Origin of the sequence: Brevundimonas sp. TSRC1-1 (assembly GCF_049898245.1) — a bacterium.
Taxonomy (GTDB): Bacteria; Pseudomonadota; Alphaproteobacteria; order Caulobacterales; family Caulobacteraceae; genus Brevundimonas; species Brevundimonas mediterranea_A.
Window position 1 is genome coordinate 113,232 of sequence record NZ_JAFCXI010000003.1, and the last position, 15,136, is coordinate 128,367.

16 protein-coding genes are annotated in these 15,136 nt (G+C 67.7%); 5 read left to right on the forward strand and 11 right to left on the reverse strand.

Translation table 11 applies throughout. The features are described from left to right. Nucleotides 1–28 precede the first annotated feature (28 nt). Complete coding sequence (locus tag ACP7CK_RS10445) at nt 29–865, reverse strand: NAD(P)H-hydrate dehydratase (RefSeq protein ID WP_426025967.1); 837 nt, start codon at nt 863–865, stop codon at nt 29–31. 114 nt (nt 866–979) lie between these two features. Here ACP7CK_RS10445 and ACP7CK_RS10450 point away from each other — a divergent pair, with 114 nt between their 5' ends. The 3 genes from ACP7CK_RS10450 (at nt 980) to ACP7CK_RS10460 (ending at nt 3,823) form a co-directional block, all read left to right on the forward strand. Continuing rightward, nucleotides 980–1,318 carry a P-II family nitrogen regulator gene (locus ACP7CK_RS10450; RefSeq protein ID WP_008261682.1) on the forward strand — a complete coding sequence of 113 codons (339 nt, stop codon included), beginning with the start codon at nt 980–982 and terminating at the stop codon, nt 1,316–1,318. Nucleotides 1,319–1,407: 89 nt separating this feature from the next. Then, a complete protein-coding gene (gene glnA / locus ACP7CK_RS10455) occupies nt 1,408–2,814 on the forward strand; it encodes a type I glutamate--ammonia ligase (RefSeq protein ID WP_008258959.1) in 1,407 nt (468 codons plus the stop codon). Nucleotides 2,815–2,968: 154 nt separating this feature from the next. Then, the gene (locus ACP7CK_RS10460) at nt 2,969–3,823 is read left to right on the forward strand and encodes a DUF6065 family protein (protein ID WP_426025968.1); all 855 of its coding nucleotides are present in this window, start codon (nt 2,969–2,971) and stop codon (nt 3,821–3,823) included. Nucleotides 3,824–3,834: 11 nt separating this feature from the next. Here ACP7CK_RS10460 and tatC read toward each other — a convergent pair whose 3' ends face one another. From tatC to ACP7CK_RS10475, 3 genes are read right to left on the reverse strand one after another with little or no spacing between them, the layout of a single operon-like run. Then, on the reverse strand, nt 3,835–4,728 hold the full coding sequence (gene tatC, locus ACP7CK_RS10465) for a twin-arginine translocase subunit TatC (RefSeq protein ID WP_008258703.1): 894 nt from the start codon (nt 4,726–4,728) through the stop codon (nt 3,835–3,837). Continuing rightward, complete coding sequence (gene tatB / locus ACP7CK_RS10470) at nt 4,725–5,318, reverse strand: Sec-independent protein translocase protein TatB (RefSeq protein WP_426025969.1); 594 nt, start codon at nt 5,316–5,318, stop codon at nt 4,725–4,727. Before tatB ends, tatC begins: the two co-directional genes overlap by 4 nt. Nucleotides 5,319–5,341: 23 nt before the next feature. Continuing rightward, complete coding sequence (locus ACP7CK_RS10475; protein ID WP_035308509.1) at nt 5,342–5,560, reverse strand: twin-arginine translocase TatA/TatE family subunit; 219 nt, start codon at nt 5,558–5,560, stop codon at nt 5,342–5,344. Nucleotides 5,561–5,667: 107 nt separating this feature from the next. On the opposite strand from ACP7CK_RS10475, the gene rnhA reads away from it, so the two are divergent. Then, nucleotides 5,668–6,120 (forward strand): ribonuclease HI, encoded by a 453-nt coding sequence (gene rnhA, locus ACP7CK_RS10480; protein WP_008263255.1) that lies wholly within the window; start codon nt 5,668–5,670, stop codon nt 6,118–6,120. Here rnhA and ACP7CK_RS10485 read toward each other — a convergent pair. The 7 genes from ACP7CK_RS10485 to kdsA form a co-directional block, all read right to left on the reverse strand. Then, the gene (locus tag ACP7CK_RS10485; RefSeq protein ID WP_426025970.1) at nt 6,117–7,526 is read right to left on the reverse strand and encodes an MFS transporter; all 1,410 of its coding nucleotides are present in this window, start codon (nt 7,524–7,526) and stop codon (nt 6,117–6,119) included. The two genes, rnhA and ACP7CK_RS10485, sit on opposite strands and share 4 nt — an antisense overlap. A 43-nt stretch (nt 7,527–7,569) precedes the next feature. After that, nucleotides 7,570–8,043 carry an NfeD family protein gene (locus ACP7CK_RS10490; protein WP_154726603.1) on the reverse strand — a complete coding sequence of 158 codons (474 nt, stop codon included), beginning with the start codon at nt 8,041–8,043 and terminating at the stop codon, nt 7,570–7,572. A gap of 16 nt (nt 8,044–8,059) precedes the next feature. Continuing rightward, nucleotides 8,060–9,040 (reverse strand): SPFH domain-containing protein, encoded by a 981-nt coding sequence (locus ACP7CK_RS10495; RefSeq protein WP_008263714.1) that lies wholly within the window; start codon nt 9,038–9,040, stop codon nt 8,060–8,062. Nucleotides 9,041–9,118: 78 nt separating this feature from the next. Next, nucleotides 9,119–10,216 (reverse strand): DUF3089 domain-containing protein, encoded by a 1,098-nt coding sequence (locus tag ACP7CK_RS10500; RefSeq protein WP_035308502.1) that lies wholly within the window; start codon nt 10,214–10,216, stop codon nt 9,119–9,121. Further along, complete coding sequence (gene rfaD / locus ACP7CK_RS10505) at nt 10,213–11,214, reverse strand: ADP-glyceromanno-heptose 6-epimerase (protein WP_035308500.1); 1,002 nt, start codon at nt 11,212–11,214, stop codon at nt 10,213–10,215. The genes ACP7CK_RS10500 and rfaD overlap by 4 nt, the downstream gene beginning before the upstream one ends. Then, nucleotides 11,211–12,665: a D-glycero-beta-D-manno-heptose 1-phosphate adenylyltransferase gene (gene rfaE2 / locus ACP7CK_RS10510; RefSeq protein WP_008259755.1), complete on the reverse strand. Its 1,455-nt coding sequence runs from the start codon at nt 12,663–12,665 to the stop codon at nt 11,211–11,213. Before rfaE2 ends, rfaD begins: the two co-directional genes overlap by 4 nt. Before the next feature lie 18 nt (nt 12,666–12,683). Beyond that, on the reverse strand, nt 12,684–13,562 hold the full coding sequence (gene kdsA, locus ACP7CK_RS10515) for a 3-deoxy-8-phosphooctulonate synthase (RefSeq protein ID WP_369733378.1): 879 nt from the start codon (nt 13,560–13,562) through the stop codon (nt 12,684–12,686). Nucleotides 13,563–13,659: 97 nt separating this feature from the next. Here kdsA and ACP7CK_RS10520 point away from each other — a divergent pair, with 97 nt between their 5' ends. After that, nucleotides 13,660–15,126, forward strand: a complete 1,467-nt coding sequence (locus ACP7CK_RS10520; RefSeq protein WP_426025971.1) for a cryptochrome/photolyase family protein — start codon at nt 13,660–13,662, stop codon at nt 15,124–15,126. The last annotated feature ends 10 nt before the right edge of the window (nt 15,127–15,136 follow it).

Here is a 15,136-nt window from a genome sequence, read left to right on the forward strand (position 1 = left end):
CGTCAGGGGCAGGACGTCCGCGACGCCCTCACCCTTGGCGATCAGCCATCCACAACGCCCTGAGCGAGACCGGCGAAGTCTCGCTCAGGTCCTCGGCGATCAGGCCCGGTCCGAATCGGTCGGCGGCGTCGGCGTGGATCCACACGGCGGCGCAGGCGGCGTCGAAACTGTCCATGCGCTGGGCCATCAGACCGCCGATCATCCCGGACAGGACGTCGCCGGTTCCTGCTGTGGCCAGCCAGGGCGACCCGTTGCGATTGATGCGGAGACGACCGTCCGGCGCGGCGATGACGGTCTCGGCGCCCTTCAGCACCACGACGGCCTGGGCGCGCTCCGCCGCCTCGGCTGCGGCGGCCACTCGCCCCCTGTGAAGCAAACCCGGGAAGAGGCGTTCGAACTCACCCTCGTGCGGGGTGAGAACATCATCGCGGTCCAGCAGGGCGAACAGTTCGGCGCTGCGCCCCTTGAACACCGACAGGCCGTCGGCGTCGATCACCAGGGCGGCGCCGCTGGACGCCAGGGCCTGGATATTGGCCACGGTCGCCTCGTCCAACCCCGCCGCCGGGCCCACCACGACCGCGTCCATCTCCTCGACCTCGCGCGCCAGGGCCTCGGCCGAGGCGAAAGGAGTCAGCATGACGGCCTCGATCGCCGGGGCGATCACAGCGACGGCGTCGGGGGGGCAGTAGATACGCACCACCCCGGCCCCGATCCGCAGTCCGGCCCGCGCCGCCAGTCGCGCCGCCCCGGTCTGGTGCGCCCGACCCGAGACGACCCCAAGGCGCCCCCGCGCATGCTTGTGCGTTTCCGCGCCCGGCCACGGAAGAAAATTGCGCCAGATCGCCGGGTCGTTGGTTTCTATCATCCGGGCTCCGAATATCCGTGACTTTTCTGCGAAAACCGCTTGCTTTGAACGGCCTTGATGTGTCCCATTCCCGCCCGAGCGCCGCTGCATTCCGCACGCCGCTCAGGGGTCGCCATGAAGAAGATTGAAGCCATCATCAAGCCTTTCAAGCTGGATGACGTCAAAGAGGCGCTCCAGGACGTCGGCGTGCAAGGCATGACTGTGTTGGAGGCCAAGGGATATGGCCGCCAGAAGGGTCATTCGGAGCTGTATCGCGGCGCCGAATACGTCATCGACTTCCTGCCCAAGATCAAGATCGAGGTGGTCGTCGCCGACGATCTCGCCCCAGCGGTCGTCGAGGCCATTCAGACCTCGGCCCGCACCGGCAAGATCGGCGACGGCAAGATTTTCGTGTCCGACGTCGCCGAGGTGATCCGTATCCGCACCGGCGAGACCGGGGCCCAGGCCGTCTGAGTTCGCGTACCCCTCCTCCGGCGGCCGGCGCGTCCATGCGCTGATCGATCGGTTCCTCCCCAACGACCAAGAAAACAGGACTTCCGAGAATGAGCGCCAGCAAGATCCTCAAGGAGATCAAGGAGAAGGACGTCAAATACGTCGACGTTCGCTTCACCGACACCCGCGGCAAGCTGCAGCACGTCACCTTCGACATCGACCTGGTCGATGAGGACTTCCTGAACGAAGGCACGATGTTCGACGGCTCGTCCATCGCCGGCTGGAAGGCCATCAACGAGTCCGACATGCTGCTGAAGCCGGACCTGACCACGGCCTATATCGACCCGTTCTACCAGCAGACCACGATGTTCCTGTTCTGCGACGTGCTGAACCCGGACACCGGCGAACCCTACAACCGCGACAGCCGCTCGATGGCCAAGAAGGCCCTGTCCTATGTCCAGTCCTCGGGCGTGGGCGACATGGTCTATTTCGGCCCGGAAGCCGAGTTCTTCATCTTCGACGACGTGCGCTGGTCGACCCAGCCGCACAACACCTCCTATTCGTATGATTCGACCGAGCTGCCGGCCAACACCGGCGCCGAATACACCGAGGGCAACATGGGCCACCGCCCTGGGCCCAAGGGCGGCTATTTCCCGGTCAACCCGGTCGACTCCGGCCAGGACCTGCGCGGCGAAATGCTGGGCGTCATGCGCGACCTGGGCCTCCAGCCCGAGAAGCACCACCACGAGGTGGCCCCGGCCCAGCACGAACTGGGTCTGAAGTTCTCGGACCTGCTGACCATGGCCGACCGGCTGCAGCTCTATAAGTACGTGATCCACAACGTCGCCGCCGCCTATGGCAAGTCGGCGACCTTCATGGCCAAGCCGATGTTTGCGGACAACGGCTCGGGCATGCACGTCCACATGTCGATCTGGAAGGACGGCAAGCCCCAGTTCGCCGGCGACAAATACGCCGGCCTGTCGCAGGAATGCCTGTGGTACATCGGCGGCATCATCAAGCACGCCAAGGCCATCAACGCCTTCGCCAACTCGACCACCAACAGCTACAAGCGTCTGGTCCCCGGCTATGAAGCCCCGGTGAAACTGGCCTATTCGGCCCGCAACCGTTCGGCCTCGATCCGTATCCCGCACGTCTCGTCGCCGAAGGCCAAGCGTCTGGAAGCCCGATTCCCAGACCCGATGGGCAACCCCTATCTGACCTTCGTCGCCCTGCTGATGGCCGGCCTAGACGGGATCGAGAACCGCATCGATCCGGGCGCGCCCGCCGACAAGAACCTGTACGACCTGCCGCCGGAAGAGCGCGGCTCGATCCCCGAGGTCTCCGGCTCGCTGCGCGAAGCCCTCGAGAACCTCGACAAGGACCGCGCCTTCCTCAAGAAGGGCGGCGTCATGGACGACGACTTCATCGACAGCTACATCGAGCTGAAGATGGAAGAGGTGATGCGCCTGCAACTGCACCCGCACCCGGTCGAATTCGACATGTACTACAGCTGCTGATCGACCCGGCAGTCTGACTTCAGGAGAGCCCCGGATGGTCTGTCATCCGGGGTTTTTCTTTTCCCCGCGTAACCGTCACGGGTTGGACATGCGGCTGTCCTAAAGCCAAAGCGCCCGCTCCACAGGGCCAGGTTGGCGGCATACGAGACTAGAAATGACCAAGCGTTTGAAGGGGTCTGTTCCAGCGCGTCCCAAGGGCGCCCCGGTTCGCGCGGCTGAAACCGAACTGGTCTGCTATGTCCGCGAGGGCTGGGCCCCGCGCGTGGCCCCGGCCTCGCCCAAGCGCGACTGGATGACTGAGACGCCCGACAGTTTCGCCTATCGCTGCCTGCCCCTCGCCATCGCCAACACCCACGGCTGGGAGATGCTCAGCCCCTGCGGCTTCAAGGCCCGCTGGCATGGCGGCGTTGACGCCAGCTCGGTCGAGATCGTGCTCGATCCCGGCTCGGACCCGAAGCGGGGTCCGGTCTCCCTGTTCGGCAGCGGGACCCTGACCTTCCACGTCGACGGCATCATGCGCACCTCGGAAGGCTGGAACCTGTGGGTCGGCGGCCCGCCCAACGCCATGAAGGACGGCATCGCCCCGATGGGCGGGGTGATCGAGACGGACTGGTCGCCCTACACCTTCACCATGAACTGGCGCTTCACCCGCCCCGACGTCTGGATCCGGTTCGAGGAAAACGAGCCCTTCTGCTTCTTCTTCCCCACCCCGCGCGGCGTGCTGGACCGGCTGAAGCCGGAGTTGCGGCCGATGGAGGACCAGCCCGAGATGCTGCAGACCTTCGACGCCTGGCGAGCCTCGCGGCTGGCCTTCCAGGAGTGGGTCAAGAAGACCAAGCCTACGGCCCCCGCCGATCAATGGCAGAAACTCTACTATCGCGGACTGCATCCGGAGGGCCATGCCGGGCCGGCCGACCATGAGTCCAAGCTCAGACTGTCGCCCTTCCGCCAGACCGGCTCACGACGGGTCTGCCCCGTCGATCACGCGGACGGCAAGAAGCGGGGCTAGAGCGACGGGGCTCAGGCCGAGGCCAGCCCGTCCTCGTCATCCGCCTTCCTGCGGCGCAGTTCGATCAGCCGCACGCACCAGATCGAGACCTCGTAGAGGATGACCAGGGGCACGGCGAGCATCAGCTGGCTGATGGGGTCCGGCGGCGTCACCACGGCGGCGACCACCACCACGGCGACGATCGCATAGCGCCGCCCGGCCGCCATGGCCTTGGAACTGATCATGCCGGCGAGACCCAGCAGGGTCGTCACGACCGGCAGCTGGAAGCACAGGCCAAAGGCGAGCAGCAGCGAGGTCACCAGGCTCAGATAGTCCGAGATTTTGGTCGTCTGGGCCACGGAAATCCCGTCGCTGACCACCTGCTGACCCAGCGAGAACAGCATGACGAAGGGCAGCATGACATAATAGACCAACGCCCCGCCCAGGCAGAACATCACCGGCGCCGCGATCAGGAACGGCAGGAAGGCCCCCCGCTCGTTTCGGTACAGGCCCGGCGCGACGAACCGGTACATCTGCCAGGCGATGACCGGGAAGGTCAGGACCGCCGCGCCGAAGGCCGCGATCTTCATCTTGGTGAACAACTGCTCCAGCGGCGCGGTGGCGATCAGCTGCACCACGGCGGCGCTGCCGGGCGGATAGGGGCGCAGACCAGTCATGGTCGCGATCAGCTCCAGCGGGTTGGCGTGTCCGCCGGACGCCAGGGCCGCCGCATGAATGGCCGCCGCCGCCTGATAGGGTTTGATCAGGGCGATCTGGATCTGGTTGGCGAAGGCGAAACACAGGATGAAGCCCAGGCCGAAGGCGATCACGCAGATCAGCAACCGGCTGCGGAGCTCGATCAGGTGGTCCATCAGCGGCGCGCGCGACGCCTCGATCTCGGCCTCGTCACGATCGGAAAAAGTCAAAGCTCGACGGCCTTCTTGCGCGGGGTCCGGGGCTTGGCGGGCGTCTTGGTCGCGGGGATCGTGGCCGTGGACGCGGCCTTCGGCTTCGCCTTCGGTCGCGGCTTGGGCTTAATCTCGGCCGTTGCCGATACGGCGGACTTGGCGGCGGTCTTCGCCGTTGCGCGCTTCGTCTTGGACTCAATCGTCGGCGTCGGCTCAACGAGCGGCGGGGTGTCCGGCCATTCGTCGGCTGCGGGCGTCATGATCGGCGCCTCGGCGCTCGGCGCCGGCAGGGCGGCCGGCGCGCCCGGCCCGGTCAGGCCGGCGTTGATGTCCTTGAAGGCCGCATCGGCGTCTGCGCCCAGGGGATACATGGCCCCCTGCCCGCTCCGCAGCGCCTCGACCTCCTTGCGCAGGTCGTCCAGTTCGGACTGACGCGCCATCTCGTCGAAACTGGAGCGGAACTCGTTGGCCATGGCGCGCGCCTTGGCGACCATCTGGCCGACGCGACGCATCAGAACAGGCAAATCCTTTGGCCCCACCACAAGCAGGGCCACCAGGCCGATCACCACTAATTCGAAGCCCCCGATACCGGGGCCGAGCCCGCCCATGCGTCAGCCCTTACAGACGACGACTAGCGCTTCAGCTCTTCCTTTTCCGCCTCAGTGCGGGGCAGCGAGCTGACGCCGTCGTGCGGGCCGTCCTTCTTGTCGTCGTCCTTCAGGCCGTCCTTGAAGGCGCGGATGCCCTTGGCGGCGTCGCCCATGATGCCGGACAGCTTGCCGCGTCCACCGAACAGGACGGCGACGACGACAATGACGATGGCCCAGTGCCAGATGCTCATGGAGCCCATGGCTCGTTCTCCTCACGCGGACCGATCATCGATCCCGTCACTTATCTTCAGCGCATATAGGCGCAGTGATGGCCCCGCGCCAAGGGAGGCTGTAGGTCTTCGCGACCATGAGTCCCACCGATCACGTCATCATCCACACCGACGGCGCCTGCAAGGGCAATCCCGGCCCCGGCGGCTGGGGCGCCCTGCTCCAGACCGGGGGCGGCCACGAAAAGGAATTGTGGGGCGGCGAGCCCAACACGACCAACAACCGCATGGAGCTGATGGCCGCCATCATGGCGCTGGAGGCGCTGAAACGGCCGTGCAGGGTCGAGCTTCACACCGACAGCAAATACGTCATGCAGGGCATCACCGAATGGATGCGCGGCTGGAAGGCGCGCGGCTGGCTGACCGCGGACAAGAAGCCGGTCAAGAACGCCGACCTGTGGCAGCGTCTGGACGCCGCCCGGCTGAAGCACGACGTCAAATGGCGCTGGGTCAAGGGCCACGCCGGGCACGAACTGAACGAACGCGCCGACCAGTTGGCGAATCGCGGGGTCGCCGACCTCAGGCGCGTCTAGACCGCCTCGACTTCCTTTTCCGGCTCGACGATGCGGCGTCGGATGCGCGCTCCGCTCATCACCGCGCCGAACAGGGCCGCCACGGCGGCCAGCTCGAAGCCGTGACGCACGCCCGAAACCGGGGCCGCCGACAGCAGAAAGGCGACCACGACCGCCCCCATCGACTGACCCAGCACCCGCGCCGTTCCCAGGGCGCCGCCCGCCGCCCCGGCCCGCTCACGCGGAGCCTCCGACAGCAGGGCGCGGTTGTTGGGCGACTGGAAGAAGCCGAACCCGGCCCCGCACAGGGCCATGCGCCAGATGATGTCGAACCGCGACGAATCCCCGTCGAGGAAGCTCAGCGCCATCAGACCGCAGGCGAACAGGCTCAGACCCATGGCCCCCAGTATCCCCGCCGAATGCCGGTCCGACAGCCACCCGGCCAGCGGGGCGGCGAACATGGTCGCCAGCGGCCAGGGCGTCATCAACAGCCCGGTCTCCACCGCGCTCAGCCCCAGCGAGCCCTGCAGGAAGAACGGCAAGGAGATGAAGGCCATCATCTGGGCGGTGAAGGAGATGATGGAGGTGGCGACCGACAGGGCGAACATCGGCCGCGCCAGCAGGTCCAGCGGGATCAGCGGCGTCTTGCTGGGCCTCTCATGCCGCACCAGCAGCACCCCGGCCGCCAGCCCGAGCCCCGTCAGGCCGAAGCCCAGGATCGAAGCCTCGCCGTGGGCCAGGGCCTGCATCCCCGTGATGACGAGGCCGAAGGCCGCCGCGCTCAGCGCCGCCCCGGTCAGGTTCAGCCTGCGCTTCTGCAACGGGTTGTGCGGCAGGGTGAAGCCCGCCATCGACACCGCCAGAACCCCCAGCGGAATGTTCAGGGCGAACAGCCAGCGCCATTCGCCGAGGCTCAGCACGGCGCTGGCGATGGTCGGGCCGGCGGCGGCGGCCATGGAGACGATCACCGCGTTGATCCCGACCGCCCGGCCCAGCATCCGCTGCGGATAGGTGAAGCGCACCAGGGCGCCGTTGACGCTCATGATCCCCGCCGCCCCGAACCCCTGCAGCACCCGGGCCAGGCTCAGGGTCAGGATCGAATCGGACAGGGCGCAGGCCAGGGAGGCCAGGGTGAAAACCGCCAGCCCCACCTGCGACACCCGACGATAGCCGACGATCTCGCCCAGCGACGCCAGCGGCAGAAGCGCGACCACGATGGCGATCTGATAGGCGTTGACGATCCAGATGGACGCGGCCTCCGACGCCTGGAGATCCCGGGCGATGGACGGCAGGGCGACATTGGCGATGGCGCCGTCCAGGACGGCGAGGGTGATGCCCAGGCCGATGGAGACGATGGCCCAGTAGCGCCTCGGAACCGGCAGTCCATCCTGGGCCGGGACGACGGAGGCGATACGGCTGTCTGACATCAGCGTCGAACGTCGTCCCACGGCAAAGGTTGCGCGGGACGGCTCAGGTCGCGGCGCGCACCGTCAGCAGCGAGCCGCTGACCCCGTGCACCACGACATCCTGCCCGACCTCGGGCTGCCCCGTTTCGGGCGCGGCCCCGTCGATGACGGCCGACCATTCGGCGCCAGAGACGAACACCCGGCCTCGACCGCCGACGAAGGCCTCCACCACCCGGGCGCGCTGGTCGATCAGACGACTGTTCCGGTCGTTGATGTCGACCCCGTCCGGATTGGCCTTCTGGATCAGGCGTCGCGACAACAGGGTGGCGATGACCGTCAGCACGGCGAAGACCGCCACTTCGCCGGGCAGGCCCAACCGCACCCCGACCGCCGTCATGACCGCCACCAGCCCGGCCGAAACCGCCGGCCACAACAGCCATTCGGTCGAGAACATCGACTCGACGGCCAGCAACAACACCCCGACGGCCAGCCAGATCCAGAACGGCTGGGCGGCGTACAGATCGGCGACGACGGTCATGACCTGGGCTCCCGGATCAGGCGGTGGGCGGAACGGAGGGACGACGCGGGGCGGCGGCGGGCTTGACCGGGGTCGCCTGTTGCTGCTGCCCCTTGGCCAGGTTCACCATCTCGCCGATACCGGCGATGGTGCCGACCAGGGCCCCCATTTCGGCGGGCACGATGACGGTCCGCTGTTGCGGGCTGCGGGCCAGTTCGGCGAAGGCCTCGACATATTTCTGCGCCACGAAATAGTTGATGGCGTTGACGTCGCCCCGGGCGATGGCTTCCGACACCATGGTGGTGGCGCGGGCCTCGGCCTCGGCTTCGCGTTCGCGCGCCTCGGCGTCGCGGAAGGCGGCCTCCTTGCGGCCTTCGGATTCCAGGATGGCCGCCTGTTTGGCGCCCTCGGCGCGGGTGATGGCGGCCTGTTTCTCGCCGTCCGCCTCGGTGACCACGGCGCGGCGTTCGCGCTCGGCCTTCATCTGGCGGGCCATGGCGTTGGTGACGTCGGTCGGCGGGGTCAGGTCCTTGATCTCGATCCGGTTGACCTTGACGCCCCAGGGCTCGGTCGCCGCGTCGATGACGTGCAGCAGGCGGGTGTTGATGCTGTCGCGCTGGCTCAGCACCTCGTCCAGCTCCATGGAGCCGACCACGGTCCGCAGATTGGTCATGCACAGTTGCGAAATGGCGTAGGGCAGATCATCGACCCGATAGGCGGCGCGGGCGGCGTCCATCACCTGGATGAAGACGATGCCGTCCACCCGGACCATGGCGTTGTCCTTGGTGATGACTTCCTGAGTCGGAACATCAAGAACCTGCTCCATCATGTTCATCCGCTTGCCGACCCGTTCCACGAACGGGGTCAGGAAGCCGATGCCGGGGCTCAGGGTCTTGGTGTATTTGCCGAACCGTTCGACCGTGAATTCACGGCCTTGCGGCACGATCTTGATGACGCTGAACAGGAGCGCGATCGCAAGCAGCAGCAGAACGCCGGCGAAGATGGTGAGAACGTCCATGTGTATCCTCCGTATGCGAGGAGGTTACGCGCGGGACGCGAGCCGCGCCACCGAAACCGGACGACCTTCGTCCGATTTTCAACCGGTCTGCCGAGCGTAGGTTGCAAGCCGTTCCGCCACATCTGCTTCTAGATCGCCGTAGAACAGGTTGTAAGGCCGCGCTTTTCTCCGGTCGGCCCAGTTGCCGGTCTCCCGGAAGGATTCAAGATCGGGCCAGGTGTGGCGCAGCAGACCTTCGCGGCACTGGGTCGCGACCTCGCGCGCCATCAGCGCCGGACGCGCCGCCCATTCCAGCCCCGTCGCATTGGTGGCGCCCCGGTGCAGGCGCGCGGGAACGGGCTCTTCGCCCGTGCCCCCCGTCACCGGGTTCACACAGACCGCCGGCCGCCCCGCCAGATCGACCAGATGCCCCCGCGCATCCCAGACGGTCGCCCGCCGCAGTCGCCGACGGGCGGCCGAGTCGTCGCGGTCGCCGACCTGCGACCAGGCGATCACGCAATGAATCTGGCGCCGATCGGCGCAGGCCGGAATGGAGTCCGGCAGATTCTCGGCGGCGATGATCGTGTCCATCAGATAGGCCGCCACCACACGGTCCCGGACCGCCGCATCCGGCGCGATCCGTTCGCGGATCAGCCGGTCCAGCAGATCGGCGCCCTGCTCCACCCCCGCCAGGACGATGGGGCCCTTGGGATGACGCGCCAGCCAGGCGTCGAAGGCCGCCAGGACATCCCCATAGGCGAAGGCCCGGGCCTCGCGCGCATCGTCACGCAGGGTCAGGCGTGTATAAAGGCTGGCCTGCCGATAGCGCGGCGCGCTGACCGCGCCCGCCCGTGCGAAGGGACCAGCGTAGTTGGGCAGGACCACCCGGTACAGATAGGCGTCGGCCTTGGGGTCGCCGATGGCCCCGTTCCAGTCGCGCCCGCCGTTGAAGGTGGTCGAATGAACGAAGAAGACGTTGGCCCCGCCCGCCCCCGGCGCCCGCGCGTCCAGCAGAGCCCAGGCGCGCGGATCGGCGTAATCGGGCGCCGGCGGGGGCTTGTAGGTCTGGAACGGCACCTGGGGATCCAGACCGGCGCGCAGAATGTCCCCGCGCCACACCGCGACGGCGGCGGTCAGCAGGAACACCAGGACGAACCCGATGTAGCCCATCCACTGCCGGGTCGTCAGGCCTCTCATCTGTACTGATCTGGCTGGGCCAGGAAGTTCTGGACGTAGCGACGCACGCCCTCTTCCAAAGGCGTGGACTGGCCCTCGAACCCGGCGGCGCGGATCCGGTCCATCCGGGCCTGGGTGAAATACTGGTACCGGTCGCGGATCGCCTCGGGCATGTCGACATACTCGATCGACGGCGCCTTGCCGGCCGCGGCGAAGGTGGCCTTGGCCAGATCGTCGAACGACCGCGCCTGGCCGGACCCGGCGTTGAAGATCCCCGAGACCTCCGGCGACTGCAGAAGGAATTCGATGATATCGACCACATCGTCCACATAGACGAAGTCGCGCAACTGGCCGCCGTCGGCATAGTTGGGATTGTGCGACCGGAACAGGCTGACGGTCTCGCCCGCCGCGACCTTGGGCCAGATCTGGGCCACGACCGACTTCATCCCGCCCTTGTGCCCCTCGTTCGGCCCATAGACGTTGAAGAACTTCAGCCCCGCCCACTGGGGCGGCGCCTGGCCGCGATCCGACTGGCGCACCGCATACTGGTCGAACAGCATTTTCGAATAGCCATAGGCGTTTAGCGGCCTCAGCTTCGATAGCGACTCCGCATCATCGTCGTCCTTGAACCCCGTCTCGCCGTCGCCGTAGGTCGCCGCCGACGAGGCGTAGATCATCCGGGCGTCCCGGATCGCGCACCAGTCCCACAGGTCGCGCGACAGGGTGAAGTTGGTGCGCAGGATCAGGTCCGCATCCGGCTCGGTCGTGGACGAAATGGCGCCCATGTGCACCACCGCCTCGATCCGCTCCGCATGACGCTCCAGCTGTTCGAACAGTTCTTCCGGCGCCCAGAAGTCGGCGATGGAATGTTTGGCCAGGTTCTTCCACTTGGCCAGGTCGGCGGTCTCCAGCCGGTCGCAGACCACCACGTCATAGGCCGTCTCGGCCGTCAGCCGCGCCACGATATTGGAGCCGATGAAGCCGGCCCCGCCCGTCACAACAATCATTCTGGGCGTCATTGCGTGCTTCCCGTCATCTTTTCGATCGTCCGGGTCGTCGAATACCCATCCTTGAATTCCGCCAGACGGACCACGCCGCCCCAGCTCTCCACCAGGTCGCCGCCCACCACGCCCTCGCGGGTATAGTCCGAGCCCTTGATCAGCACGTCGGGCCGCAGCCGCTCGATCAGGGCGATGGGGGTGGGATCGTCGAAACTGGTCACCCGATCCACGCTGCTCAGGCCGCCGATCACGACGGCGCGGCTGTCCAGGTCATTGACCGGCCGCCCCTCGCCCTTCAGCCGCCTGACCGAGGCGTCGGTGTTCAGCGCCACCACCAGCCGGTCGCACCACGACCGCGCCTGGGCCAGATAGGCGACATGGCCCCGGTGCAGGATGTCGAAACAGCCGTTGGTGAAGCCGACCTTCAGACCCTGCCGCCGCCAGGCCTCGACCTCGGTCGCCAGTTCGTCCAGCGGCGTCACCTTGGCCTGGGCCGCGACGGCGTGCTGGCTCAGCTCCGCCTCGATCAGCTCGGCGGGCGTGACCACGGCCGTCCCGGCCTTTCCGACCACCACGCCCGAAGCCAGGATGGCGAACTGCACCGCCGTCTCCAGCGAGGCCCCGGCGCCCAGGGCCAGGCCCAGCGAAGCCAGCACCGTGTCCCCGGCCCCGGACACGTCGAACACTTCGCGGGCCCGGCCGGGAAAATGCCGCACCGGCCCGTCGCGCCGCGCCAGGCTCATGCCCTTGCCGGCGCGGGTGACGATGATGGCCTTCGCCGTCGTCGCCGCCAGCAGGGCCGCCAGCGCCGCCTCGACCTCGGCGTCGGTCTCGACCGGCAGGCCCGTGGCCCCGGCCAGTTCCGACGCGTTCGGCTTGATGACGTCCACCGCACCATAGCGGGCGAAATCCCGCCCCTTGGGATCGACAATGACCGGCGCGCCGGTCTCGCGCGCGGCTTTCAGGGCCGAGGCGATCAGGGCGTCGCCGACCACGCCTTTGGCGTAGTCAGATAGAAGAATGGCGGAGACGTCGGAAAACGCGTCACTTTCATCTAGAGGTGCAGCAGCCGCCTCCTCGTCCAGGCGAAGCAGCTGCTGCCCCGCGGCCACGAACCGCGTCTTGACGATGGTTGCGGCGCCGGCCGGCCTGGCGATGAAGTCGACGACCCGGTCCTCTGCGGCGATCAGGTCGCGCAATTCCGCTCCGGCCGCATCCTCGCCCGTCACGGCGCCCAGATGCGCCACCCCGCCCAGGGCCGCGACATTGCGCGCCACATTGCCCACGCCGCCGGGCATGGCGGTCGTGCGGCGGGTGCGCAGCACCGGGATCGGCGCCTCGGGCGAGATACGGTTGACCTCGCCATAGACGTAGCGGTCCAGCATCAGGTCGCCGACGCAGGCCGTCTTCAGGCCGCGCACGCGCTCCAGCAGCTTCTGCAGGGCGCCCAGATCGAGGGTGTCAGACATGCGCCCGACCTAGAGGATTCAGGCCGCCTGCGCCACCGGCGCCTTGGCCCCGATCTTGATGGCCAGGTCGTCGAAGGCGATCAGCTGCGCGGCCAGGGCCTCGAACTGGTCCAGAGGCACCATGTTCGGGCCGTCCGACGGGGCGTTGTCGGGGTCCGGGTGGGTCTCCATGAAGACCGCATCCACGCCGACCGAGACGGCGGCGCGGGCCAGAACCGGCACGAACTCGCGCTGACCGCCCGATGACGTGCCCTGCCCGCCCGGCTGCTGCACGCTGTGGGTCGCGTCGAACACGACCGGGCAGCCGATCTCGCGCAGCACCGGCAGGGCGCGCATATCACTGACCAGGGTGTTGTAGCCGAAGCTGGCGCCACGCTCGCAGGCCATGACGTTCGGATTGCCGGCCCCGACCACCTTGGCGATGACGTTCTTCATGTCCCAGGGGGCCAGGAACTGACCCTTCTTGATATTGATCGCCTTGCCGGTCGCGGCGGCGGCCAGCAACAGGTCGGTCTGGCGGCTCAGGAAGGCCGGGATCTGCAGCACGTCGACCACCTCGCCCACCGGGCCGCACTGGGCCTCGGAGTGGACGTCGGTCAGGGTCGGCAGGCCGACGGTTTCGCGGATCTCGGCGAAGATCGGCATGGCGTCCTTCAGGCCGATGCCGCGGGCGGCGCTGGCGCTGGTGCGGTTCGCCTTGTCGAAACTGGTCTTGTAGATGATGCCGACGTTCAGCCGCTCGCCGATTTCCTTCAGCGCATGGGCCGTTTCCAGCGCGTGCTGACGGCTCTCCATCTGGCAGGGACCGGCGATGAAGGCGATTCGTGCGCCGCCGCCGATGACGACAGGCGTCCGAAGACCTTCGGACAACGTAATGACGGCGTTGGGTCGGCTCACGAGGCGGCTCTTTCGAAGTTCGGGCGTTATGGGGGCGGCGTTTGCCGCAGCTATGAGGCCATCAGGTGGCGCTCGTTTTGTGTGAGCGCAAGTTATCATGGAGTTCGCCTGCGTGGCCACCAAGCCTGTCGTCCTCTGGTTTCGCCGCGACCTGCGCCTGAACGACAATCCCGCCCTGTATCACGCCGTCGCCACCGGCCGTCCGATCCTGCCGGTCTTCATCCTGGACCGCGACCCGGACCGTCCGGCGGGCGCGGCCTCGCTGTGGTGGCTGGACAAGTCCCTGCGCGCCCTGGACGATTCGCTTAGGGAACGCGGTTCGCGGCTGATCCTGCGGCGCGGCGATTCGCTGACCCAACTTCAGAGCCTGATCGAGGACACCGGGGCCGACGCCCTGTTTATGAATCGGCTGTTCGAACCCGCCGCCTTCGCCCGCGACGCCGAGATCGCCCATGAGCTGAAGTCGGCCGGCGTCGACTGCCGGGGCTTCAACGGATCCCTGCTGGCCCGACCGGGCGCCGTGCTGAACGGATCGGACGCGCCCTACAAGGTCTTCACCCCCTTCATGAAGGCCCTGCTGGCGACAGCCGAGCCGCCGCCGCCCACGACCGCCCCGCGCCGCATCGCCACGCCCGACGCGGTCCAGACAGAATCGATCGACGACTGGCGCCTGCATCCGACCCGCTCCGACTGGTCCAAGGGTTTCGACTGGACGCCAGGCGAGGCCGGCGCCGACGCCGCCCTGTCCGATTTCCTCGCACGGGGCCTCAAGACCTACGCCAAGGGCCGCGACCATCCCGCCCTTCCGACCACCAGCCGCCTCTCCCCCCACCTGCACTGGGGCGAGATCAGTCCCTGGCGTGCGGCCCAGCGGGCGCGAGGCGCGGCGGACGCGGGCGCGGTCCCGGCGGGCGAGGCGGACAAGTTCGTCGCGGAACTGGGCTGGCGCGACTTCTCGGCCCATCTGCTCCACCATTTCCCCACCATCACCGACCGGGCCTTCCGCCCGGAATACGAATCCATGCCCTGGCGCGGCGATCCCGAGGGTCTGGAGGCCTGGAAGCGCGGCCGCACCGGCTATCCGCTGGTGGACGCCGGCATGCGTCAACTGTGGACGACCGGCTGGATGCACAACCGGGTGCGGATGGTCGTGGCCTCCTTCCTGGTCAAACATCTGCTGATCGACTGGCGCGAGGGCGAGGCCTGGTTCTGGGACACGCTGGTCGACGCCGACCTGGCCAGCAATGTGCAGAACTGGCAGTGGGTCGCCGGTTCGGGCGCCGACGCCGCCCCCTATTTCCGCATCTTCAATCCCATCACCCAGGGCGAAAAGTTCGACGCCGAGGGCGCCTATGTCCGGCGCTGGGTTCCCGAACTTCGCCGCCTGCCCGACCGCTGGCTCCCGTCGCCCTGGACCGCCCCGCCCGAAGTGCTGCGCGACGCCGGCGTGCGCCTTGGCAAAGACTATCCCCACCCCATCTTGAATCATGCCCAGGCCCGCGCCCGCGCCCTCGACGCCCTGAAGACCGTCACTGGACGAGACGACCAGGCCGGCCATGACTGACGACGTCCAA

Coding starts and splice junctions, on each gene's coding strand:
- ACP7CK_RS10445 (WP_426025967.1), bottom strand. CDS start 865: ATGATAGAAACCAACGACCCGGCGATCTGGCGCAATTTTCTTCCGTGG.
- ACP7CK_RS10450 (WP_008261682.1), top strand. CDS start 980: ATGAAGAAGATTGAAGCCATCATCAAGCCTTTCAAGCTGGATGACGTC.
- glnA (WP_008258959.1), top strand. CDS start 1,408: ATGAGCGCCAGCAAGATCCTCAAGGAGATCAAGGAGAAGGACGTCAAA.
- ACP7CK_RS10460 (WP_426025968.1), top strand. CDS start 2,969: ATGACCAAGCGTTTGAAGGGGTCTGTTCCAGCGCGTCCCAAGGGCGCC.
- tatB (WP_426025969.1), bottom strand. CDS start 5,318: ATGGGCGGGCTCGGCCCCGGTATCGGGGGCTTCGAATTAGTGGTGATC.
- ACP7CK_RS10475 (WP_035308509.1), bottom strand. CDS start 5,560: ATGGGCTCCATGAGCATCTGGCACTGGGCCATCGTCATTGTCGTCGTC.
- rnhA (WP_008263255.1), top strand. CDS start 5,668: ATGAGTCCCACCGATCACGTCATCATCCACACCGACGGCGCCTGCAAG.
- ACP7CK_RS10485 (WP_426025970.1), bottom strand. CDS start 7,526: ATGTCAGACAGCCGTATCGCCTCCGTCGTCCCGGCCCAGGATGGACTG.
- ACP7CK_RS10490 (WP_154726603.1), bottom strand. CDS start 8,043: ATGACCGTCGTCGCCGATCTGTACGCCGCCCAGCCGTTCTGGATCTGG.
- ACP7CK_RS10495 (WP_008263714.1), bottom strand. CDS start 9,040: ATGGACGTTCTCACCATCTTCGCCGGCGTTCTGCTGCTGCTTGCGATC.
- ACP7CK_RS10500 (WP_035308502.1), bottom strand. CDS start 10,216: ATGAGAGGCCTGACGACCCGGCAGTGGATGGGCTACATCGGGTTCGTC.
- rfaD (WP_035308500.1), bottom strand. CDS start 11,214: ATGACGCCCAGAATGATTGTTGTGACGGGCGGGGCCGGCTTCATCGGC.
- rfaE2 (WP_008259755.1), bottom strand. CDS start 12,665: ATGTCTGACACCCTCGATCTGGGCGCCCTGCAGAAGCTGCTGGAGCGC.
- ACP7CK_RS10520 (WP_426025971.1), top strand. CDS start 13,660: ATGGAGTTCGCCTGCGTGGCCACCAAGCCTGTCGTCCTCTGGTTTCGC.